Genomic DNA, 22,670 nt, shown 5'->3' with positions numbered 1-22,670 from the left:
CGGCGACCACCGCCGCCGGCGCCCTTCCCCGTGCATGGGGAGGGACGCGGTGAACCGGGACCTCACCATGCACGACGTGGTCGTCGCCGGAATCGCGGTGGCCTCAGGCATCGCGGCCGCCCTGCTGCTGCACGTGATCCTGAAATGGCTCGCCGTCCGGGCCGACAGAACCCGGTGGAGCGGCGACGACGTCATCGTCCACGCCCTGCGGGCGCTGGCCCCCTGGGCCGCGATCACCGGCGGCGCTGCGGTCGCGGCGTCGGTGCTGCCGCTGACCGCCAGGGTCGGACGCAACGTCACCATGACGCTCACCGCCGTGCTCATCATGGCCGCGACCCTCACCGCCGCGAGGATCGTCGCCGGGCTGGTGCAGGCCGTGGCGCAGTCCAAGTCCGGTGTCGCCGGGTCGGCCACCATATTCGTGAACATCACGCGCGTCGTGGTGCTGGCCATGGGTTTCCTTGTCGTACTGGAGACCCTGGGCGTCTCGATCGCCCCGCTGCTCACCGCGCTGGGCGTGGGAGGTCTCGCAGTCGCCCTGGCCTTGCAGGACACTCTGGCCAACCTCTTCGCAGGTGTGCACATCCTTGCTTCCAGAACGGTGCAGCCCGGTGACTACATCCGGCTCAGCAGCGGCGAGGAGGGCTACGTCGTCGACATCAACTGGCGCAACACCGTGGTGCGCCAGCTCTCCAACAACCTGGTGATCATCCCCAACACAAAGCTGTCCGGCACCAACATGACCAACTTCCACCGGCCGGATCAGCAGATGACGCTCAACGTCCAGGTGGGAGTCGGCTACGACAGCGACTTGGACCATGTCGAGCGGGTCACCACCGAGGTCGTCGAGAGCGTGATGGCGGACATCGCCGGTGCCCTGCCCGACCATGAACCGGCCGTTCGTTTTCACACGTTCGGCGACTCAAGGATCAGCTTCACCGTGATCCTGGGGGTCGGCGAGTTCAGTGACCAGTACCGGATCAAGCACGAGTTCATCAAGCGTCTGCACCGTCGCTACCGTGCCGAGGGCATCAGCGTTCCCGCTCCGACACGGACCATTGCCGTGAAGCAGGGAGAACTGCCCATTCCTCACCAGCGCTCCGTCACGGAGCCGCCGATGGCCGCCCCGACGCACGCTCGCGAGGCATGACCGCCGCAACCTGGGGGTAACAAGAGCTGCTCCGGCCAACCGGTCGCGGAGCATGGGATGGGAAGGCAACCGTGACGCAGCACGACCCGCCGGACGGATGGAGTCCGCAGGAACGGCGGATGTGGGAGGCGTACCGGCGCGGCGAGTGGTGCGACGACGCGCCCGAGGTCGGCGGTGACACCCTCCGCTGGCTGCTGATCTCCGCGCCTCCGCCCCACCCCGGCTGCCAGGCCCGCCTCCGGCTGCGCGACACGCACGTGACGGGAGACGTCGATCTCGCCGAGGTCACCGTGCTTGGATCGGTCCGTCTGCACGGGTGCCGTTTCGACAAAATGCCTTGCCTCGACGGCGCTCAGCTCGAAGCCCTGGAACTCACCGACTGCGAGATACCGGGGCTGAGCGCGCTCGGCACCCGCATCACCCAGGAATGCGAGATCGTCGCCTGCACGGTCACAGACACACTGGACCTGCGCTCCTTCACCGTCGGCAACTGGCTGTCCCTCAAGGACACGTCGGTACGCCCGCCGGACGGCCGAGCCGCGATCGACGCACAGTCCGTTGACGTGGGTGAGGACCTCTATGCCCCCGGCCTGCGGTGCACGGGGCCTGTCTATCTCAACAGCGCTCGGATACAGGATGTCCTGGTGCTCGGCGGCGCGCACATCAGCGGCTCGGGCGCCTACCTTCAGGCACCCGAACTCACCGTGGGCGGCGGACTGTATCTGGGCCAGGGGTTCACCTGCACCGGCATTGTCAATCTCTACGGGGCCTCGGTGGGCGGCTCGGTCGCGCTGGGCGACAGCACGCTCGCCCCTCACGTGCCCGAGCGGCAGACACTGCACCTGGCGTGCGCGGAGATCGGAGGCGACATCGAGTCGGTCGGGGGCGGCCTGACTGTGCACGGTTCCGTCGACCTCCGGGACACCTCGGTACGGGGTAGCGTCGTCCTCAGGGGCGCCCGGTTCCACAGCGCTTCCGACTCGGGTCTCGCGCTCAACGCGGCCCGTCTGCGCGTCGGCGGCGACCTCGACCTCCGGGGCGGCCTCGTCGCGCACGGCACGATCGACCTCTGCGATGCCCGCGTCGGCGGTTCCGTGCTTCTTGAGGGCGCGGACCTGACGGCTCACGACAGTCGGCTCGCCTTGCGCGGCAACGGAATCGAGACCGGCGGCGTGCTCCATCTGTGCGACGGATTCACGGCGCACGGCAGGATCTCCCTCAACAGTGTCACGGTCCGCAGCCGCCTCTGCTTCGACGACGCAGCCCTCGACGTACCCGCCGGCGCGACGGCGCTGTCCTGCCGCGGATCGTCCGCGGCCACGCTTTCGCTGCACACCCGTGAGGCATCGCCGGGCATCATCGATCTGGGGCAGAGCAGATTCGGGATGCTGCGCGACGATCCCGCCACCTGGCCCGCCGGACTCATCCTCGACGGAGCCGTCTACGAGAGCGTCCAGCCTGCCCTTCCGGCCCGCACCCGTCTGCCCTGGCTCGGCCGCGACCCTGCCGGCTTCGTCCCCCAGCCCTACGAGCAGCTCGCCGCCACCTGCCAACGCCAGGGCCAGGACGCCGACGCCCGCTCCGTACTCGTCGCAAAGCACCGAAGCATGCGCCCCACGCTGGCGCCCCCGGCCCGACTCTGGAGTCTCCTCCAGGACGCGACGGTCGGCTACGGCTACCGCCCCATGCGTGCAGTGGTACTCCTGCTGGGCTTACTGGCCCTGGGAACAGCGCTGTTCACTGCATGGCCCCCGACGGTGGTTGGGGACGGCAAGGCTCCGCACTTCCAGGCGGCGATCTACACCCTCGACCTGCTGCTGCCCCTCGTGGACCTGGGCCAGGAACGCTCCTACGCCCCGGGCGGCGCCCTGCAGTGGGCTGCCGTGGTTTTGATCGGCACGGGCTGGCTCCTCGCGACCACGGTCGCAGCCGGCGCGGGACGGGTGCTGCGCCGCACCTGACGAATGTCCGGCCGTCTCAGCGGCGGTGAACCGCAACGGCCGGTCTGCCAGGTCTCATCGGCGTGAGCTTGACGGTCAACCCGCGCGGGGCCGGCCGACGGTCGGCCGACTGGTCCTCGAGGACGTACCGCCGCCGTTCCCGCGGGATCGGACCATCCCGACCTGTCCAGATGGGCGGTCATGCGATTCCTACGGCCTGCCGCGGTTCCAGAACGTAGTCACGGACGTGGACGTAACCACGGACCGTGACTCGGGCTGGAGCGGGGCTGAAAGCGGATGCCGCGGGCTCCAGCGCGGCACGGTTCATCGTGGCACGGCGGACGGCGGTGCAACCGGCCGCCGAGCAGACCCGGTTCGCCCAGTAATGGTTCCGGGTTCCGCTACTGAGGTGGAGCGGGCGGGCGCATCGGGCACCGCGAGTCGGCCTGCCCTGCGCGGTAGGGAGCAAACGCCTCCTCGGCCGCCGAGTGGTATGGGCGCCGCGACATCCGGGTGACCATCTGCCACATGGTCCGCTCGTCGGCCAGGCTTTCGGGGAGGGTCAGGCCAAGGGCTTCGGCGAGCGGCTTACGGCCAAGGTTGACCAACGCCCGTACGGAGGCTGCCCATTCGTCGGTGGCGATGACGGCGGAGCGGTACCAGAGCGGGATCAGGGCGACGAGGACCACGACGGTGATGATGGGCAGCTCCAGGTACCCGCTCATGCCGAGCGTGGCGACGGCGAAGGCGGCCACAGCGGCATGGCCGCAGAGCAGTGCCACGAAGAAATCCACGCTGGTACGCGAGTTGTCCGCCTGGCGGCGGACCTGTGCGGGCACGGCACCCATGAGCTCGTTCCACAGGACCTGGGTGTCCAGTAGCGGTCGTGCCCGTATTCCTCGATACGTCGGATGGCGTTGCCGAGGCGGGTGGGGCCGATCTGGGCCTCGTTGTTCGGCTACCGGGACAACTGCTCGTGAAGTACGCCGAGTTGGATGTCTGAGAGCCTGGAACATCGCCTTCTCGTAGGTCGCGAGTGCGGCCTCTGTGTCGCCGGGGTGCGCGGCGAGGGCCTGTCCGAGTTCTGCGCCGTCCTGCATGGCGAGGTTGGCGCCCTCGCCGGCGCCGACCAGACCGCCGACCCCTGGCCAATCGACGGCGCGAAATCAATCGATGAAGAAGGGGCTCGTATCGCACCAGAATCCCGGATTCCAGTGGCTTGTTCTGACATAGACCGAAAACCTCCTCTTACTCTCCGGGCGGCGTCGCTAGCTTTCTGAGGCCGGATCGCCCGGCGGCTGCCCCCGCCCCCGACGCGGCGTCAGTCACCGCCTGTCCGCGCCGCAATTGAATGGGCGGCGCGGGCCTTTCAGAAAGAGGTGGTACATGCGGAACATGCGTACATCCACGCGCTCGTTCCCTGACTCGTCCAGAGCGCTGCCGGCGGCACTCGCCCTGCTCGCGACGGTCCTGCTCATGGCCGTCAACGCGCCCGCCGCCCGTGCCCAGGCGTCTGGGCTGGACAACACGTGGGCCTGTTCCGTGCCCGCCGGCTACACCTACGACCGAGTGGCCAGCCAGCTCAATGTGTGCGGATCGGGATTCCGCACCTCGTACCACCTGCGCGCGCCGCAGGACAACATCTGGGTCTGCAGCGTCTCCCCCGGCTACACCTACGACCAGGCCTCCAGCCAGCTCAATGTGTGCAGCACCAGCGGCTTCGCCACCAGCTACCGAATGCGTGCGCCCCAGGACAACCTGTGGGCCTGCACCCTCCCCAACTGGAACCTCACCTACGATCGGGTCTCCAGCCAGCTGAACGTGTGCAGCACCTCCGGATTCGCCACCAGCTATCGCCTGCGCAGCCCGGCCAACGGACTGTGGGCATGTACCGTGCCGTCCGGGTGGACGTACGACCAGACGAGCAGTCAGCTGAATGTGTGCAGCACTTCCGGGTTCGCCACCAGCTATCGCCTGCGCGGCTGAGCCGACCCGCACGGACGACGACGGGGCGGGCCCGCACCACGCGGCCCTGGAGCATGAAGTCGGGATGACCCGGTGGAATACGGAACCCCCGTAGCCGCAGCCGTGCTCCATACCCGGGACCGGCCATGACGGCGTGTCCGCCCGTTTGCGCAGAATGCCTTGGCGACCCGCAACGACGCCACGGACAGACCGCTGCCCGCGCCATGGTCGTACCGGCGCGGGCAGCATTTCTGCCTCGGTCCGTCCAATTCCTCTGCGTGACCGACACAGTGGACCCTGTACCACCCGCAAAGGCGTTGAGAATTACCAAGGTACGGACTGACGACGGTGAACGTGACGACCAGCCGGCCGAGTTGGCACCTCGTCACGTACGACCCTGGGACCATCTGTCACGCGGTCCGTACATCCACAGTCGGACGAACCCCGCCCTGGCGGCGGATTCGTCCGAACTGCCTTACGCGAGAGGGTTACTGAGTCCCCAACGCACCCACTCAGAAAGGCGCGGCCGGAGCGGATCAGCAAGCCCAAGCTCAGCGGAAGTGGTGGCGGTTCTGAGATGATCCAAGGGCGCTTTCGAGGCTTGCGACCGCTCACGATCAGCGCTGGAGGCTCTGATGCATGTCACGCTGCGAGAAGTACGGGACGGCGATCTGCCGGTCTTCTACTCCCAGTCGAATGACCCCGAGGGAAATCGGATGGCAGCGTTCACCGCCAAGGATCCCTCGGACCGCGACCATTTCGAGGCCCACTGGGCGCGGATCCGGCACGATCCGGCCGTCGTCGTGCGCACCGTCGTTGGCGAGAACGGCGAGGTCATCGGGCACGCTTCGGTGTTCGGCCCGCCCGGGGAGCGCGAGGTCACGTACTGGATCGGGCGGGAGCACTGGGGCCGTGGAGCGGCGACAGCCGCGCTGCGGGAGCTGCTTGGGGTCGTATCGGAGCGTCCGCTGCGCGCCCGCGCGGCCGCAGACAACGGCGGCTCTCTTCGAGTCCTGGAGAAGTGCGGATTCGTGGTGACCGGCAACGAACGGGGTTTTGCGAACGCGCGCGGCGAGGAGATCGACGAAGTGGTTCTCACCTTGGCCGACTGACACGTGCGCGACGCCAGGGCAGCCCGGTGAGAGCGGTCAGCCGACCACACCCCGGTGACCACCTACGGACAAGCCGCACCGCGGCTCCGCCTGGCTCATGCGTCAGCGTCGGGTTGTTGGGGAAGGACCAGACAGGGCGGAGGCCTCGATGCCGCGGTAGTTGGAGTCGGAGGTGTGGCGAACTGGGCGAGTCGTGACCGTGAATCGACGATGTGATCGCGCCAACCCGTGCCGGCTGAAGGACGAAGGTGGGTGCCGCTGACCCTGAGGATCCATAGGCTCACCTCACGTTCGCCCACTGTCCAGCCCTCAGCTTCCCGGTCTGCCCCGCCCGCTCCCACGCGTACCTGATCGCCCCGCCCGCCCCCTGGTCCGGAAAACGGAGACCCCGCCATGCCCCAGCCTCTCGTCCTTGACCCCACCGGCGCCGACCCGGACGCCGAACACCGCGCGCTGCGCGCCAAGGGACCCGCGGCCCGCGTCGACATCCTCGGCGTAACCGCGTGGTCCGTCACGGATCCCGATCTGCTGAAGAAGCTGCTGACCAGCCCGGACGTGTCCAAAGACGCCCGCCGCCATTGGCCGCAGTTCAACGGCGCCATACAGACGTGGCCACTCGCCCTGTGGGTCGCGGTCGAGAACATGTTCACCGCCTACGGCCAAGACCACCGCAGGCTGCGCCGGATGGTCGCCCCCGCCTTCAGCGCGCGGCGCGTCGACGCCCTCAAGGATCGCGTCGAGGACATCGTCGCCGCCCTGCTCGACGACCTGGAGAAGACCGCGCCCGGCGAGCAGGTCGACCTGCGGGACCGCTTCGCCTATCCGCTGCCGATCCAGGTCATCAGCCACCTCATGGGTCTGCCCGCGGGCCAACGGGAGGGCTTCCGCACCCTCGTCGACGGCGTCTTCGCAACCACCCTCACCCCGGAGCAGACGGCCGCCAACACTGCCGGCCTCTACGCGGTACTCGACGACCTCATCGCGACCAGGCGGGCCGAGCCCGGCGACGACATGACCTCCCTGCTCATCGCCGCGCGGGACGAGGACGGCGACGGGTCGGCGCTGTCCGAGAACGAGCTGCGCGACACGTTGCTGCTGATGATCAGTGCAGGCTATGAGACCACTGTCAATCTGATCGACCAGAGCATCACCGCGCTCCTGACCCACCCCGAACAGCTCGACGACGTCCGCTCAGGCCGCGCGACATGGGGGGCCGTTGTAGAGGAGACCTTGCGCCTGGAGCCGGCCGTCAAGCACCTGCCGATGCGCTTCGCCGTCCGTGACATTCCACTGCCCGACGGTCAAGTGATCGCCCAAGGGGAGGCGATCCTCGCCTCCTACGCCGCGGCAAACCGGCATCCCGACTGGCACGGAGACAGCGCCGAGAGCTTCGACATCACCCGCACCACTCCAGGACCGGAGCATCTCGCCTTCGGTTACGGCGCCCATTTCTGCCTCGGCGCTCCGCTTGCCCGCCTTGAAGCGGCCATCGCGCTCCGGGCCTTTTTCGATCGCTTCCCCCACGCCGCACTCGCCGTCCCCTCGGACGAACTCCAGCGCGTGCCCTCGCTGATCACCAACGGGCACCAGTACCTGCCCGTCCGTCTGCAACCCGCCGTCTGACAACGCGCATCAGCGCAGAATGGAACGCGCGATGCGGAATCCTACGTCGTCGATCCGGAAGGTCGGGTGGCTGCGGCGCCGCACCGAGGCCCGGCAGCTCCAGGGCTCGTCGAACCACCCACCGCCACGTAGCACCCGGTAGGTGCCGTAGACCTCGGCGTCGTAGACGTCCCAGGACCACTCCCAAACGTTGCCCAACATGTCGTACAGGCCCCACGCGTTGGGCTGCTTGCCGCCCACGTCGTGAATCCGCTCGTGCGAGTTGCCGCGATGCCAGGCGATCTCGTCGAGCTGCCCGTACCGCGCGCCGGCCGTACCGGCACGACATGCGTGCTCCCACTCGGCCTCGGTCGGCAGCCGGTACCCGTCGGCGGATGCGTCCCACTCGACGCCCTCGACACCGTCGACACCTTCGACGCCCTCGACCTCAGCCTTGTGGCGATACGCGGGCGCCAACCCCTCGCGCTCGGACAGGGCGTTGCAGAACCGGACAGCGTCCAACCACGAAACGCCCTCGACGGGCAGCCGGTCGCCTTGCGCGGTGCTCGGCCGCTGACCGGTGACCTGTGCGTACCGCGCCTGAGTGAGGGGGAACGCCGCGAGCTGGTAGGGCGCGAGCTCGACGGACCAGCTGCGCTGCGTTCGCCGGTCAGACAGCGTCACCTGACCGGGCGGGAGGGCAATCATCTCGTTTGCTGCACTCGCGTTCATGGGCAGACGATCTTACCAATCGCCTGTCCCCGCAGGGCGAACAGCTCCAGCGCCGGTATGGCCACGATCAGGCGGCCATGGCGAAGACGCCGATGATGAGGGCCATGTAGAGCACCAGGATCGCGGCCGCTCCGGCCGCGACAATGAGGACGACCTTGATCACTCTTTCTACGGGCCGAATGGCACGGGCGGGCTCCGGGATGACGCTCGTGCTCACTCATGAAGCCATCATGTTGATCGCACTGGCGTCAGGGATACCCGTAAACGTACTCATGCGCGACGGTCACCTCCGCACGCCCCGACGCGACGTGACCGGCCAGGTGCCGGGCAAAGCCACAGTGTGCAGATCATCCACTAGCACACCGGGGCAATGGATGATTCCGATACTTCATCGGCGGTCGAACCCCGGATAGCGTCCCCATCACCGCCCGGAGCCGACCACGCTCCGGCACCACCGGACCGTGCCCCCGCGTCCGCCGTGACCCGAGGGGGACGCGCCGTGACCATGGTCCGCTCTGCCCGGCAGCCGTTCCCCTCACCCAGCCACAAGGAGAGACGCGTGAGTGATCTTCATTCGCTGCGCAACTACATCGACGGAAAGTTCGTCGACGCACAGGACGGCCGTACCCTTCCCGTCGTCGACCCGACGACCGGCGAGCCGTACGCCACCTCCCCGCTCTCCGGCCCGGCCGACGTGGACGCGGCCATGGCAGCCGCCGCGGCCGCCTTCGCCGTCTGGCGCGACTCCACGCCCAGCACCCGCCAGCGGCTGCTCCTGAAGATCGCCGATGCCGTCGAGACACGCGCCGACGAACTGGTCCAGGCGGAATGCCGGAACACCGGCAAACCGCGCGCCGTGACCAGGGCCGAGGAGATCGGCCCCATGGCCGACCAGATCCGCTTCTTCGCCGGCGCGGCCCGGATGCTCGAAGGCCGCTCGGCCGGCGAGTACGCCGAGGGACTCACCTCGATCATCCGGCGCGAGCCGGTCGGCGTCTGCGCACAGGTCGCACCCTGGAACTACCCCATGATGACGGCGGTGTGGAAGTTCGCCCCGGCCATCGCCGCGGGCAACACCGTCGTCCTCAAGCCGTCGGACACCACCCCGGCCTCCACGGTGCTGCTCGCCGAGATCGTCGGGGAAGTGCTGCAGGAACTGGACCTCCCGGCCGGCATTCTCAACGTCATCTGCGGTGACCGCGAGACCGGCCGCCTCATGGTCGAACACCCGACCCCGGCCTTCGCCGCCATCACGGGCTCCGTCCGCGCCGGCATCGAGGTCGCCAAGAGCGCGGCCAAGGACGTCAAGCGGGTCCACCTGGAGCTGGGCGGCAAGGCACCCGTCATCGTCTTCGACGACGCGGACATCGACCTGGCCGTCGAGACCATCACGGCGGCGGGCTTCTTCAACGCGGGCCAGGACTGTACGGCCGCCACCCGCGTCCTGGTGCACGAGCCCGTCCGTGACGAGTTCGTGGCCGCCCTCGCAAAGGCTGCCGCCGGCACGAAGACCGGCGACATCGACGACGAGGACGTGCTCTACGGCCCACTGAACAACCCGAACCAGCTCGCGCAGGTGTCCGGCTTCATCGACCGGCTGCCGGTGCACGCGAAGGTCGAGGCGGGCGGCCACCAGGTGGGCGAGAAGGGCTACTTCTACGCTCCGACCGTCGTCTCCGGCCTCAAGCAGGACGACGAGATCGTCCAGAACGAGGTCTTCGGCCCGGTCATCACCGTCCAGTCGTTCACGGACGAGGCGCAGGCCCTCGAGTGGGCGAACGGCGTCGAGTACGCGCTGGCGTCGTCGGTGTGGACCAAGGACCACGCGCGCGCGATGCGGATGTCGAAGTCACTCGACTTCGGCTGTGTGTGGGTCAACACCCACATGATCCTCGTCGCCGAGATGCCGCACGGCGGCTTCAAGAAGTCGGGTTACGGCAAGGACCTGTCCGCGTACGGCTTCGACGACTACACGCGGATCAAGCACGTCATGACCTCCCTGGGCTGATCCGACTGCCGCGACGTCCCGAGTCGCAGGAGAAGAATCGGTGCCGGCCGTACCGCAGGCAGCCGTGTTCTGTGCCGGCCACCGCTCTTGTCGGGCGGCGACCGCACAGAGCACGGCTGTTGCCGTCACGGCCCCGGACCCGATCCGGTCAGCGATGATCGTCCGGCCGGTGATCCAGCGGGCGCGGTGAAGGTGGTGGTCACCTGGCCGACCACCGACTGCGGATGAGCGGTGGGTGAGCCTCATTGATGGGCTGCTTGGTGAGGACCAGAGGAATCAGTTGACCTCGAGTCTGGTTTAGGTCTTAGCGTTCTGGGTGCGCCCCGGGCCACGCCGGCCGACGGGAACCGCGTCGGCCCACCAGATTCCGGAGGCACTCATGGACATGGAAGTCACCGCGTGGACATCGCTGCACAGTGTGATGAACGCCCAGCAGGATCGCAGACCCTTCTCGCGGGCCACCCTGAAGCGCATCGCCGCCTTCGCCCGGCCGCACCGCCGACAGCTGTACCGTTTCCTGGTGCTCAGTGTGATCACCGCACTGCTCGCCGTGGCCACACCCGTGCTCGCCGGCCGCGTCGTCGACGCGATAGTCAAAGGCCAGGAGGCCGGCACGGTCACCCGGCTCGCGCTGCTGATCGCTGTCATCGCCGTCGCCGAGGCGGGGCTCGCTCTCCTCACCCGCTGGTTGTCGGCCACCCTCGGCGAGGGGCTGATCCTCGATCTGCGCACGGCGGTCTTCGACCACGTCCAGCGGATGCCGGTCGCCTTCTTCACCCGCACCCGCACCGGCGCACTCGTCAGCCGGCTCAACAACGACGTCATCGGGGCCCAACGGGCCTTCAGCAACACCCTCTCCGGTGTCGTCTCCAACCTCGTCACGCTGCTGATGACGCTCGCCGTGATGCTCAGCATCTCCTGGCAGATCACCTTGCTCGCCCTCGTCCTGCTGCCGGTGTTCGTCGTCCCCGCCCGCCGTACCGGCTCCCGCATGGCGAAGCTGCAGCGTGAGGCCGCCAATCACAACGCCGCCATGGGCACCCAGATGACCGAACGGTTCTCCGCGCCCGGCGCTACCCTCGTCAAACTCTTCGGGCGCCCCGCCGACGAATCCGCCGAATTCGCCGCCCGCGCCCGCCGGGTGCGCGACATCGGCATCCGTACAGCCATGGCCCAGTCCGTCTTCATCACCGCGCTCACCCTGGTGTCCGCCCTGGCCCTCGCCCTGGTCTACGGGCTCGGCGGCTACTACGCACTGCGCGGCAGCCTGGACCCGGGAGCCGTCGTCGCCCTCGCCCTGCTCCTCACCCGCCTCTACGCCCCACTGACCGCACTGGCCGGTGCCCGTGTCGAGGTGATGAGCGCCCTGGTCAGCTTCGAGCGGGTCTTCGAGATCCTCGACCTGAAACCACTGATCGCCGAGAAGCCGGACGCCCGCCGGGTACCGGACGGGCCGGTGTCCGTCGAGTTCGACGGCGTCCGCTTCGGCTACCCCTCCGCCGACAAGGTCTCCCTCGCCTCGCTCGAGGAGGTCGCCACACTCGACTCCCGCGGCGGCACGCAGGTTCTGCACGAGATCTCCTTCCGCGCCGAACCCGGCCAGATGGTCGCGCTGGTCGGCTCCTCAGGCGCGGGCAAGTCCACGATCGCGCAGCTCATGCCGCGGCTGTACGACGCCGACGCCGGCTCCGTACGGCTGAACGGCATCGACGTGCGCGACCTGGCCTCGGACTCGATCCGGGAGACGATCGGCATGGTCACCCAGGACGGCCACCTCTTCCACGAATCCGTCCGCGCCAACCTGCTCCTTGCCCGGCCCGACGCCACCGACGACGACATCTGGGATGCCCTGCGCCGCTCCCGCCTCGCCGGGCTGGTGACCTCGCTGCCCGACGGCCTGGACACCGTCGTCGGCGAGCGCGGCTACCGGCTCTCCGGCGGCGAGCGGCAGCGGCTGACCATCGCCCGGCTGCTGCTGGCCCGCCAGCGGGTCGTCATCCTCGACGAGGCGACCGCGCACCTCGACTCCACGTCCGAGGCGGCCGTCCAGGAGGCCCTGACGGAGGCGCTGCAGGGCCGTACCGCCGTGGTGATCGCCCACCGGCTCTCAACCGTACGGGCCGCCGACCTGATCCTGGTCGTCGAGGAAGGCCAGATCGTCCAACGCGGAACCCACACCGAACTCCTGGCCTCCGGCGGCCGCTACCAGGAGCTCTACCGCACCCAGTTCGAACACCCCGGAGCGGAGGAGGCACAACCCGTCCACTGACGCCACCACACCGACAGCGGACGTCGCGGCAGAGGCGATGAGGCCTTCAGCGGTCGACGGTGACAACGATCTTGCCCACCTGAGCGCGGTCGGGATGAACCGAAGCCCTGAGACCTGCGGACTCTGCAGGCCTCAGGGCACGCGGTGTGTCAGTGCCTTGTGACGGCGTCGAGCGCGTTGACGATGCCGTAGCCGTAGAACCCGTTCACCCGACCGGTGCCTTTGCAGGCCGAGTCTTCGACACCGTTGCCGTCCGGGTCGTACAGTCCGGTCGGGCAACCCGGGTTGTCCGCCTGGGCCTTGAGCAGGGCCTGCAGAGCCTGCGGTCCGGCCCACGGGTGGGTGCTCTTGAGGAGGGCCGCAACACCGGCCACGTGCGGGCCGGCCATCGAGGTGCCCTGCAGGAAGGCGTATCCGTTGTTCGGCATGGTGGCGAGGATCCGGCCGTTCTTCGACGGGGTGTCCGGGATCTGGTACTTGTCGCCGCCCGGAGCCGCGACATCGACGACGCCGAGTCCGTAGCTGGAGTAGTACGACTTCAGGTTCTGCACGCCGGTCGCGGAGACCGTGACGACACCCGGCAGCTGGGTGGGGATGTCGAAGCACTTGTGCGGGTCGATGGTCCGCGGGGCCGGAGTGGTGTCGTCGGGGCTGGAGTCCTCGACGATCGCGTCGGAGTCGAGGTCGTGGTTCGAGTTGCCGGCGGACGCGACGTGCAGCGTGCCCTTGCTCTGCGCGTACAACGAAGCACGGTTGACCGCGTCGACGATGGCCTTCTGGTCCGGGTCGTCGAGGCAGTTGTAGAGCCACGGGTCGATGTAATAGCTGTTGTTGGTTATCTCGACACCGTGGTCGGCGGCGAAGACGAACGCGCAGACGACGCTCTCTGGGAAGAACAGGCTGGTCTTCGGGTCGCTCACCTTGATCGAGGCGACCTTGACGCCCGGAGCGACACCGGCCACGCCTATGCCGTTGCGGGCGGCGGCTATCTCACCGGCGACGTGCGTGCCGTGGTAGTCGCTCGCCGGGTCGTAAGGGCGCCAGGCACCCTCGCTGGTGTCCGCGACGCCGCCCACGCAGTTGGCCGACTGGCTCTTGGAGAAGTTCGCGGCGAGGTCGGGGTGAGTGTCGTCGACACCGGTGTCGATCACGGCGACGGTGACGTTCCTGCTGCCCGGGTTGATCTTCGCGGCCTTGTCCGCGCCGATGGCGCGCAGGTCCCACTGGTCGGCCTCGAGCGGCTCGGTGCCATCGGTGGCGGCCGTAGCGGCCTGGGCCTTGGCGCTGTCCACGTACTCCGGGGCACCGGCCTCGGTGGTGCTCGCAGGGGCGAGTGCGGCGGTACGCGTGGCACCCGCGCTCTGAACGCCCTTGACCGTGCGCATCTGCTTGGCGAAGTCGGGGTTGGCCGAGTGGACGACGATGACGCCGATCTTCGCATGAGTGATGACAACGGTGCCGCCGGCCTCGGCTATCGCCTTCTCAACAGCCTTGATGGTGCCGTGGTTCGCCTTGGTGTTGACCACGTACGAGAGCACGGGGCCGTCCGCGGTCGCTGTGGCAGGGGTGTCCTGCCCGGCGGCCTGGGCGGAGGCAGCGCCCGGCAGAAAGCCGAGCGACGCGGTCAGCGCCAGTCCGGCCGGTACCGCGAGGGCGGCACGCAGGCGTCTGGAGCGCAGATGAGCCATGGAGGTACTCCGCATCATCAGTGGGGCCGCCCGAATTGAGTACGCACGGGCGGGGTACGTGACGATGAAAGCTAGCGTCGATCACACGTGCGTATCAATGGCCAAAGACCCCTGGACTTACTCGCCTCCTTCCGACACCTGCACAGCGCCCGGGCCATGCCGTCTGCCGCACCGGAATCCGATCACACCAACTGCGGGCAGGGTGTGGGCGATTCCCCCTCAATCAGCCCCGCAGCAGGCCTCCGGCTCACTCGAGTCACAAGGGCAAGCCCGCCACTTCGGCGCTGAGCCGGTCCACGGGGCAGCCGCAGGCGGCGGGCCGCTGCACGTTCGACGGCCAGGCGGCACAGTGAGCCGGCGCTTATGGATCGTGCCTCCCAACGGCCCTTCGTGCTCGTGCTTTCGCTGACTCGTCGTGGCACTGACGGAAAGTGATCCAGAACCCCGATTCAGCGTCGCCGGGAGCACGTCCTCGTCCCTCGGTCGACGAGCCGCGAGGCGTCCGTGAAGCAGCCCCAAGACGATCGCAGTGCCGATCGCGATCAGGTGCTCACGAGCTGCCAGATTGGGTTTGACGACAGACTCCAGCACCATCGAGCCACCGGTGAAGGCGAACAGAACAGGTGCCCGCCGGATCACCGCCAGGTAGGTGAACAGCCCTACCACAGCAGCAGATGGTCCCGTGTCGAGCACCTGCCCGATCTCGGGCGGCAGCCCCAGCCCCCACCACCCCGGGCCGAGCGCGATCATCACCCGGACGCTGAGTGTGCCCGCCAAAGTCGTGGCGTACGCGACCACAAGCGTCCGGGCACGACCCAGCGAAAGTTCGGCAAGCGCGAACGCCAGAAACAGCTGTGTAATGCCTGCCCACACCGGCAGGTCGAGGGCAGGGACGAACAGGGACACGGGAGTCCGCAACAGGGCAAGCGGGAGGGGCAAATCGGCACGTACCTCGCCCAACAGGCGCACCACCACCGCACCCATCGGCGTCTGGTGAATCGCGTGGAAGAAGATCACCGCGAATGTGGCCAGCAACGCCAGGGAGACTCCGCCCACCCCCCGGCGCAGGAGCTCCCGCACAGGCGCCACGACAATGCCACGCCACTCGCCGAGCAGCGTGCCCCCGACGAAGCGCGCGAACCAGCCCAGCGCAGCGGGCACTTGCCCTCGGACGCCATCACGCACCGCGCCCGGGCCGTCGTCGCCGAGGGACTCGCTTCTGCCGGTTCGGCCCTTTTCGGGTACGTCATCGCGAACACCCGCCACACGGGACATGAGCCCGATCAACCCCCTCATCACGGCGCCGAGCAATTGTGCCCATCAGCGCACCGGTGTGCCCACGCACTCCAGATCGCCCACCAGGCCGAACACGGCCTGCACCTGGGGGTCCTGGACGAGGTCATGAGCAAGGGGGCCGGCCATGCCCCCCGCCAGCCCGACGAACAGCGAGCTGTGGGCGTTCCCGCACGCCAACATCAGAAGCGGAGCGCGCTCCTTCGACGCGCCCGTCCACTCCGCGCGGCGCCCCGTACAAGCGGCACGCGATGGTCGGCACCTGGGGAAACGCAACTGCCTGTCGAAGTCGTCAGGAACGCAGCGCCGATAAATAGGAATGGTTTTCGTTTTCACTGACGTTGCTGGCGGCGACAACCCACCAGGACCACGTCGCATTCCCGGGCACAGCCCGCCTCTGTAAACAGCGCAGGCAATGCACGGCGCGCGCACACTGGAGGTGGTCCGCAGCGTGCCGGTGATACGGCGCACCGCAAACCGCCGGTCTTCCGCTGACGGTGCCTGGCCGGGCTGTGACCAGGAGGAACCATGCCCGTACATGTCACTCAACACCCGACGTCGCGCCTGTCCCTTTCGGCACAGGACCTGCTGCACCGCACGGCCCGTGCCCTCCGGCGCTGGGGGCCCGCCGCGCATACGCCTCCGGTGCGGCCCGCACGATCCGAGCAGCTCCGGACCCTGGCGGACGTGCTCGATGTGGCGGTCGCGGCGCAGCGGCAGGCGGACCAGGTGGTAGCCGCATGCGGAGAGCCGCAGCCGGTATCAGGCGCAGTCGCCAAGGCATGTGGGGAGCAGGTGGTGGTCTACCACCGCCTACGAGGGATGGTGCGCGCCCTGCCCGCGGACGGCGACGTCGCCGAAGCCCGCGAACGCGCCGCACGGCTGTTGTCCTACCACCAGTGGATGCTGCACCAGTCGCTCGTCTTCGCGTGCACCACAAACCCGCATTCCCGTGTGGAGGCCGCGCGGCTCTCACTGAACGGACTGGGCGCCCCTGCCGACGCTCTGCGCGAGCTGCGTGACCAAGTCCGGACCGCCGCGGACGCCGCGCCGGACTAGGGTCGCCGCAATCGAGGCCCGGTCGCCGTTGCCCGCGGTCGCGGTCGCGGTCGCTGTGGCAGTCGTCATGGCGTCGACGGTCGGCTGTCCTGGATGCGGCGCCAAGGCCGGTCGGCCTCCAGCGCGAAGGCGATTTCCAGCAGTGTGCGTTCGTCGCCGTTCCGCGCGGAGAACATCACCCCGATGGGCAGGCCGTCCTCGGTGGCGATGCGCGCGGGCAAGGAGATCGCGGGGCTGCCGACCACATTGTTCAGTGGGGTGAAGGCAACGTAGGAGGTGAGCCGCTCGATCAGCGTCTCGTACGGCACATCGGGGCTGAGGTGGCCCAGTCGCGGCGTGGTGTGCGCAAGCACCGGCGAGAGGATGAGGTCCAGGTCGCGCAGGGCCGCCGCGTACGCCTCGCGGGAGCGGCTCAGCCGGCGCAGCACCGCCGGTGTGCTGCCCAGCCGGCGCCGGTAGTGGGCGCGCAAGCCCTGGCTGAGACCGTCCATGCGGCGCCGGTCGAAATGGCGGTCCAACCGCTTGCCCGTAGCGCCCACGAGGAAGGACAGCATGCCCCAGTAGGTGATGAAGTCCTCTGCAAAGCGCCCGTCCAACGCGATTTGCACCGGCGTCACGGTATGGCCCAGCTTCTCCAGCGCGGCCGCGGTGTCCGTCACGGCAGCTCGGGTGGCGGCGTCCGTGGTGACGCCGGTCGGGGAATCGAGCAACAGCCCGATACGCAGACGGCGTTGTGACGGGCCCTCGACCAGGCCGAGCGGTGGCAGCTTCGGGTTGCGCCAGTATTTCTCCGCGGCAGCGAAAAACACGGCGGTGTCCCGTACCGATCGGCTCAGTATCCCGTCGCTGACCAGGTTGATGGGCAGAGTGCGGCCTTCTTCGTTGGCGACCAGCCTGCCGCGCGTGGCTTTGAGGCCGATCAGCCCGCAGCAGGCGGCCGGGATGCGGATCGAGCCACCGCCGTCGTTGGCGTGTGCGACCGGCACGGCGCCGGCGGCCACCAGCGCAGCGCTGCCACCCGACGAGCCGCCCGCAGAGTGCCCCGTGTGCCAGGGGTTGCGCACCGGTGCCGCGTTCTCGAACTCGGTCGTGGCGTTGAAACCGAACTCCGGCAGCCGGGTCTTGCCGAGCACCGTCACGCCGGTGCTCAGGAACTGCCGGGCGAACGGCGCGTTCCGCCTCGCGGGCCGCGCAAGGTACGCGGCGCTGCCGAAGCCCGTGGGCAGGCCGCGGTAGTCGATATTGTCCTTGATGAAGGTCGGCACCCCCGCGAAAACCCCCGACCCGCCCGCGGCGGAGGCCACGGCCCCGTCGTACGCGGGAACTTGCACGGCCTGCAGGTCCCCATCGACCTTCCGCACCCGCTCCACGGCGGCCCGCACCACCTCGACCGGGTCGGCTTCTCCGGCACGTATCAGCTTGGCCATGCTCACCGCGTCGTGCTCGCCGAGCACGTCGTCACCAAAGGCATGGACAGCGGTCGCGCTCAGGGGATCGCTCACATGGGCCTCCGCCACGATTCTTCGAGAGGCAATCAACGCTATGCCGTGCAGGCGTCGGCCACAATGAACCCCGCCCACCAAGATCGCTGCCGGCCGCCTCGCTGCGCCACCCGGCGGGCAGGCAGCTGCGCCACCGGGCGGCGGCGCAGCTGCTGGTACCTACAATCCCTGCCGCGCTACGACAGGCTGTGGACGTGCCGTCCAACGGACTCCGACCAGGCGTTGCCCGCGGCCGCGTCCCAGTTCGTCGACCAGGTCATCGCGCCGCGCAGACCCGGGTAGGTCTTCGACGGCTTGAACGTGCCGCAGTTGGCGCCCTGTGTCAGACAGTCGAGAGCGTTGTTCACAACCGACGGCTCGACGTAGCCGCTGCCCGCGCCACTGGTGGAGGCGGGCACGCCGATGCCGACCTGGGACGGGTCGAGGCCGCCTTCGAGCTGGATGCAGGCGAGCGCGGTGAGGAAGTCGACCGATCCTTGGGAGTAGACCTTGCCGTCGCAGCCCAGCATCGAACCGCTGTTGTAGTACTGCATATTGACGACGGTGAGGATGTCCTTCACGTTCAGCGCCGTCTTGAAGTGCTCGTTCGACGTCGACTGCATGTCGATGGTCTGCGGCGCCATCGTCAGGACGAGACCCGAACCGGCCTTCGCCGCCAGTGACTTCAGGGCCTGCGTCATGTACGTCGAGTTGAGTCCGTTCTCCAGGTCGATGTCCACGCCGTCGAACCCGTACGTCTCCATCAGCCCGTACACCGAGTCGGCGAAGGCCTTGGCGGAGGCGTCGTCGCTGACGGCAACCGCGCCCTTCTCACCGCCGATGGAGATGATCACGGACTTTCCGGCGGCCTTCTTCGCGGCGAGGTCCGCCTTGAACTGATCGACGGTGTACCCGCCGAGGCCGCCGAGTCGAGGTTGAACGTGACCTCGCCGGGCGTGCCCGTCGCATCAGCGAACGAGACCGCGATGATGTCGTACTGGTCCTGGACCTGCGCGAGGGTCTGGACACTCGCCCCGTTGTTGAAGTTCTGCCAGTAACCGGTCAGGGCGTGCGCGGGTACGGTGGTGGGGGCCGCCGAGGTGGTGCGTGACGTCGGCTCCTCCGACGCGTTTGCGGCGGGTATGGCGATACCTGCGGCCGCGAGAACGCCGACGGCGAGCATGGCTTCCAGCGTGCGGGGGCGTACTTTCCTGTGCACTGCATGGCCTCCGTGGGGGGGGAGAAGATCACGCCGCAGCACGCAGAGGTCCACTGCGTGAACGCGCGGCGCGCGTGGGGGGTGTGCGATTCGAAACGGTGGCCACCGCTGGACGTACAAACTGGTCCAGACCATTATTCTTGTCAAGGGCCCGCACACGGTCCCTGCCGCGCTTACCGATTTCCGCGCATCACCCCCGCTGTCCGGGGCAGTTGAAGCGCGTGGGCCGACGCCCTGGTCACCGCGGCAGCCCGCACCCTTCCCCGTAAGACGGTCGTCACGACGCCGGCCGCAGGCCCGGAGCGTGGCTCGGTAACGAGCATCTGGCCAGGAGCTGGGTGACCCGGCTCGCTCCGGGTACCCGCCCTCTATGTCCCAACCTCGTGGCCTGACCAGGCCCGATACCGTGCCGGAGGAGGACATGCCCGAGCTGCCCGACGTCGAAGGTTTCCGTGAGGTGCTGCACTCTTGCGGCCAAGGTCGGCGAGTCGAAAGCGTCGAAGTACTGGATGCCGGCGTCCTGCACGGGGTCACCGCGAGGCGGCTGCGGAAAGAGCTCGCGGGGCAGCGTTTCGCCAAGCCGTGGCGCCATGGCAAATGGCTGGTCGCTCCGACCGACGACGGACCCACGCTCATATGGCATTTCGGCATGACCGGAGAGCTGCGGTGTGCCGCTGCTGACGACCCGCTCGAAGCCCATGACCGTGTCGTACTGAACCTCGACGACGGCCGGCAGCTGCGCTATCGCGACCAGCGCAAGCTGCAGGGCATTCGGCTGACTGGAAGCAATGCCACTCTTGAGCGGCTCCTGACCGATCTGGGCCCCGACGCCCTTGACGTCGAGCGCTCGGAGTTCCTGGAGCTGCTGGCCAGGCGACGGGGAACCGTGAAAAGCGTGCTGATGGACCAGTCCGTCCTCGCAGGCCTCGGGAACCTCCTCAGCGACGAGATCCTCTGGCGGGCACGCGTCGATCCCGGACGTCCGGCTCGGGATCTCAGCGAGGCCGAGTGCGGAAGCCTGCATGCCGCGATGGGCCGCGTCCTGCGGTCCTCCGTGCGCGCCGCGCGCGTGCCACCGCGTCGTACGTGGCTCACCGGCCGCAGGGACGACGGCGAACCGGAATGCCCACGGTGCGACGGGGCGCTGCGGTCGCGCCGCATCTCCGGCCGCCGCACGGTCTGGTGTCCGCGCTGCCAGAGCTGAGACCGCTTGACGGCATCCGCACCGGCATCGCTGAGTCCATGTCCTCCCGGCCTCGGGCTCGCCGATGTCTGCCTCGAGGTGGAGGGCCGGATGCCGCTTCGGGTGACGGCCCTCGCGGCGGCTCCGCCGCTAGCGGGCGCTCCGCGCCCGGGACTGCCGCCTCGCCGTGCGGCGCTTGAGCGCCCGCCGTTCGTTCTCGTCGAGTCCGCCCCACACCCCGAAGTCCTGGCCAAGCTCCATAGCCCACTGCAGGCACTGCTCTCTGACCGGGCACCGGCCGCAGACGGACTTGGCCTCGGCGACCTGAAGCATCGCGGGGCCGGTGCTGCCGACCGGGAAGAACAAGTCGGGATCTTCCTCGAGGCATGCCGCGTCATGACGCCAGTTCTCGTTCTCCACGGGGAGTCTTCCTCCATTCGCAGACGTTTGCCGATTCTCTTCGGGTCACCGACGGTCGGCCGCTGAAACGACGAAAGTGTCGGCGAATGCTGGATCTGCCCCACACCCGGCGTCGCACGCCGACGGCCGCATTGCCGATGTCGCCTCTCTCGCGTGCAAGGTCGTCGGCAACAAGGCGCCTGAGCCCCCGTCACCACCACGCCTCACCACCACGCGGGAATACCGCCCTGGATCTGGGTACGCGCAGCGCCCGCACAGCGCCGACGCGGCCGCAGGGCCGCACGCAGCCAAGGTCATCGCAGCGTGATCTCCTCGCCGACTTGGCGCTCGCGGGCTGCGGAGAAGGGCGGCCCGCCGGGTTGTAGCCGACCGACGTGACATGCACGCCCGGGATCAGCCACCTCCAGCCCACCCGCGTCGGGCAGAATCGGCATAGCCTCGCCTTCTCAAGCCACCGCACACGGCGGCAACGAGCGGCAGAACACACCCATCCCGCCAAACGGTCATATGATCAGCCAGTCTTCGCTGCTCGCGCCACCCCATCAGGGGCGCGGCGAACAGGCGGGACAGTCACCCAGACGTCGGCGGGACGACCACGCCGCGTCGCACCTCACCCTCGGAAGGCCTGCATGAGTACTGCTGCAACCCGGCGCGATCCCGGCAACGAGCCGACCCCCGCCACCACCCCTACCGCGGCCTACGTGGGGCTGTTTCGCGAACCGCAGTACACCGTCGACCTTCCGCCGTTGGACGACGATGACGATGCTGCCCCGGCCCCGGCCCGAGGACCCGGCGCTCGCGGCTGACGTCGAATACCTGGTGCACGGAGAGCGGGACGAACCGGTTCACGGATCTGCTCTCGCTCGTGCAGCGCGACCAGGCAGTTGAGCCACTCGGCCGGGAGCAGAGTACCCAGCCGGTCGGCGTGCCCACCCGCGCCGTCGTCGAGCCCCCAACCCATCTGCTTGAAGCCGCAGTTGAGGAGATCCAGCACGGGTGTGCCGAACCGGCCGCCCGCGTAGGCGAACCGGCCCCGGTTGGGAGCTCGACAGACCGGGTCCTACGTGGTGAGCAGGCGGTCGAAGAAGGACCGGTACTGCCGTAGGGCGATCCGTAGATCCTCGGTGGCGACCTCATTTCCCTGGTGCCATTGCCCTTCGAGCGCCTCTTTGTGGTCGGCGAAGGTCGAAGCGAGCAACTGCATGACCTCGGCGACCAGCCCGTCCGCTGCTCGCACGGACTCCTGAGGGTCGTCGACGAAGCCCTGCTGGATCTCGCTCCACCGGGACCGCAACTCTTCCGCCTCCCGGGATCCGAGAAGCGGAACGGCTTCTTCGCCCTCCTGCCCTGAGCCAGTGGGTTCAGAGGCGGCGGGCCGCTGGTCCCCGGGCGCGTCCGTGATTCTGCTTCTCGGCTCCGCGCGGTCGGCATCGGAGACTGGCATCGGGTCGTCCCGGGGCGGCGGCTCGGCAGGTTCTGTCTCGGTCCGGGCTATGTCCTCAGTGGACAGCCTCTCCTCACCGGGTCCGGCACCGCCGTCACGCCCGAA

The 22,670-nt window shown here is 68.7% G+C and carries 18 protein-coding genes and 2 pseudogenes; 10 read left to right on the top strand and 10 right to left on the bottom strand.

The features are described from left to right. Positions 1-49 precede the first annotated feature (49 nt). Complete coding sequence (locus ACQEVG_RS17115; RefSeq protein WP_432983962.1) at positions 50-1,150, top strand: mechanosensitive ion channel family protein; 1,101 nt, start codon at positions 50-52, stop codon at positions 1,148-1,150. Positions 1,151-1,221: 71 nt separating this feature from the next. Next, entirely contained in the window at positions 1,222-3,111 is a 1,890-nt protein-coding gene (locus ACQEVG_RS17110) for a hypothetical protein (protein WP_432983959.1), read from the top strand. Between the two features lie 380 nt (positions 3,112-3,491). Here ACQEVG_RS17110 and ACQEVG_RS17105 read toward each other — a convergent pair whose 3' ends face one another. Further along, entirely contained in the window at positions 3,492-3,938 is a 447-nt protein-coding gene (locus tag ACQEVG_RS17105) for a hypothetical protein (RefSeq protein WP_432983956.1), read from the bottom strand. A 161-nt stretch (positions 3,939-4,099) separates the two neighbouring features. Next, a pseudogene (locus tag ACQEVG_RS17100) lies at positions 4,100-4,214 on the bottom strand (FAD-dependent monooxygenase); the annotation flags it as partial. A gap of 271 nt (positions 4,215-4,485) precedes the next feature. On the opposite strand from ACQEVG_RS17100, the gene ACQEVG_RS17095 reads away from it, so the two are divergent. The 3 genes from ACQEVG_RS17095 to ACQEVG_RS17085 all read left to right on the top strand — a co-directional run bounded on the left by ACQEVG_RS17095 (position 4,486) and on the right by ACQEVG_RS17085 (position 7,790). Further along, on the top strand, positions 4,486-5,076 hold the full coding sequence (locus ACQEVG_RS17095; RefSeq protein WP_432983953.1) for a hypothetical protein: 591 nt from the start codon (positions 4,486-4,488) through the stop codon (positions 5,074-5,076). A 614-nt stretch (positions 5,077-5,690) separates the two neighbouring features. Continuing rightward, positions 5,691-6,167: a GNAT family N-acetyltransferase gene (locus tag ACQEVG_RS17090; RefSeq protein ID WP_432983950.1), complete on the top strand. Its 477-nt coding sequence runs from the start codon at positions 5,691-5,693 to the stop codon at positions 6,165-6,167. Positions 6,168-6,560: 393 nt separating this feature from the next. Continuing rightward, positions 6,561-7,790 (top strand): cytochrome P450 family protein, encoded by a 1,230-nt coding sequence (locus ACQEVG_RS17085; RefSeq protein ID WP_432983947.1) that lies wholly within the window; start codon positions 6,561-6,563, stop codon positions 7,788-7,790. Between the two features lie 9 nt (positions 7,791-7,799). Here the strand turns inward: ACQEVG_RS17085 and ACQEVG_RS17080 are convergent, their stop codons facing one another. Together ACQEVG_RS17080 and ACQEVG_RS17075 are read right to left on the bottom strand one after the other, a co-directional pair. Continuing rightward, positions 7,800-8,501 (bottom strand): formylglycine-generating enzyme family protein, encoded by a 702-nt coding sequence (locus tag ACQEVG_RS17080; protein WP_432983944.1) that lies wholly within the window; start codon positions 8,499-8,501, stop codon positions 7,800-7,802. A 67-nt stretch (positions 8,502-8,568) separates the two neighbouring features. After that, positions 8,569-8,718 carry a hypothetical protein gene (locus ACQEVG_RS17075; RefSeq protein ID WP_432983941.1) on the bottom strand — a complete coding sequence of 50 codons (150 nt, stop codon included), beginning with the start codon at positions 8,716-8,718 and terminating at the stop codon, positions 8,569-8,571. Between the two features lie 342 nt (positions 8,719-9,060). On the opposite strand from ACQEVG_RS17075, the gene ACQEVG_RS17070 reads away from it, so the two are divergent. Together ACQEVG_RS17070 and ACQEVG_RS17065 are read left to right on the top strand one after the other, a co-directional pair. Next, a complete protein-coding gene (locus tag ACQEVG_RS17070) occupies positions 9,061-10,509 on the top strand; it encodes a gamma-aminobutyraldehyde dehydrogenase (protein ID WP_432983938.1) in 1,449 nt (482 codons plus the stop codon). 379 nt (positions 10,510-10,888) lie between these two features. Further along, a complete protein-coding gene (locus ACQEVG_RS17065; RefSeq protein ID WP_432983935.1) occupies positions 10,889-12,778 on the top strand; it encodes an ABC transporter ATP-binding protein in 1,890 nt (629 codons plus the stop codon). A 149-nt stretch (positions 12,779-12,927) separates the two neighbouring features. On the opposite strand, the gene ACQEVG_RS17060 is transcribed toward ACQEVG_RS17065, so the two are convergent. After that, positions 12,928-14,466 carry a S8 family peptidase gene (locus tag ACQEVG_RS17060; RefSeq protein WP_432983931.1) on the bottom strand — a complete coding sequence of 513 codons (1,539 nt, stop codon included), beginning with the start codon at positions 14,464-14,466 and terminating at the stop codon, positions 12,928-12,930. A 219-nt stretch (positions 14,467-14,685) separates the two neighbouring features. After that, positions 14,686-15,741: a hypothetical protein gene (locus ACQEVG_RS17055; protein WP_432983928.1), complete on the bottom strand. Its 1,056-nt coding sequence runs from the start codon at positions 15,739-15,741 to the stop codon at positions 14,686-14,688. Positions 15,742-16,287: 546 nt separating this feature from the next. Here ACQEVG_RS17055 and ACQEVG_RS17050 point away from each other — a divergent pair. Then, the gene (locus tag ACQEVG_RS17050) at positions 16,288-16,818 is read left to right on the top strand and encodes a hypothetical protein (RefSeq protein WP_432983925.1); all 531 of its coding nucleotides are present in this window, start codon (positions 16,288-16,290) and stop codon (positions 16,816-16,818) included. A 65-nt stretch (positions 16,819-16,883) separates the two neighbouring features. On the opposite strand, the gene ACQEVG_RS17045 is transcribed toward ACQEVG_RS17050, so the two are convergent. Beyond that, the gene (locus tag ACQEVG_RS17045) at positions 16,884-18,320 is read right to left on the bottom strand and encodes an amidase (RefSeq protein WP_432983922.1); all 1,437 of its coding nucleotides are present in this window, start codon (positions 18,318-18,320) and stop codon (positions 16,884-16,886) included. Positions 18,321-18,496: 176 nt separating this feature from the next. Next, positions 18,497-19,482, bottom strand: a pseudogene (locus ACQEVG_RS17040) (chitinase). A 457-nt stretch (positions 19,483-19,939) separates the two neighbouring features. Here ACQEVG_RS17040 and ACQEVG_RS17035 point away from each other — a divergent pair. Then, entirely contained in the window at positions 19,940-20,722 is a 783-nt protein-coding gene (locus tag ACQEVG_RS17035; protein ID WP_432985416.1) for an Fpg/Nei family DNA glycosylase, read from the top strand. A 129-nt stretch (positions 20,723-20,851) separates the two neighbouring features. Here ACQEVG_RS17035 and ACQEVG_RS17030 read toward each other — a convergent pair whose 3' ends face one another. Next, positions 20,852-21,121, bottom strand: coding sequence for a WhiB family transcriptional regulator (locus ACQEVG_RS17030; protein WP_432983919.1), 270 nt, complete (start codon positions 21,119-21,121; stop codon positions 20,852-20,854). A 629-nt stretch (positions 21,122-21,750) separates the two neighbouring features. On the opposite strand from ACQEVG_RS17030, the gene ACQEVG_RS17025 reads away from it, so the two are divergent. Next, positions 21,751-21,927: a hypothetical protein gene (locus ACQEVG_RS17025; protein ID WP_432983916.1), complete on the top strand. Its 177-nt coding sequence runs from the start codon at positions 21,751-21,753 to the stop codon at positions 21,925-21,927. Positions 21,928-22,181: 254 nt separating this feature from the next. Here the strand turns inward: ACQEVG_RS17025 and ACQEVG_RS17020 are convergent, their stop codons facing one another. Next, entirely contained in the window at positions 22,182-22,565 is a 384-nt protein-coding gene (locus ACQEVG_RS17020) for a hypothetical protein (protein ID WP_432983913.1), read from the bottom strand. Positions 22,566-22,670 lie beyond the last annotated feature (105 nt).

The organism is Streptomyces sp. CA-135486, from assembly GCF_050936555.1.
In the GTDB taxonomy this organism is placed as follows: Bacteria; Actinomycetota; Actinomycetes; order Streptomycetales; family Streptomycetaceae; genus Streptomyces.
The sequence above is the reverse complement of the archived record's forward strand: the minus strand, read 5'-3'. Positions and strand labels throughout refer to the sequence as shown.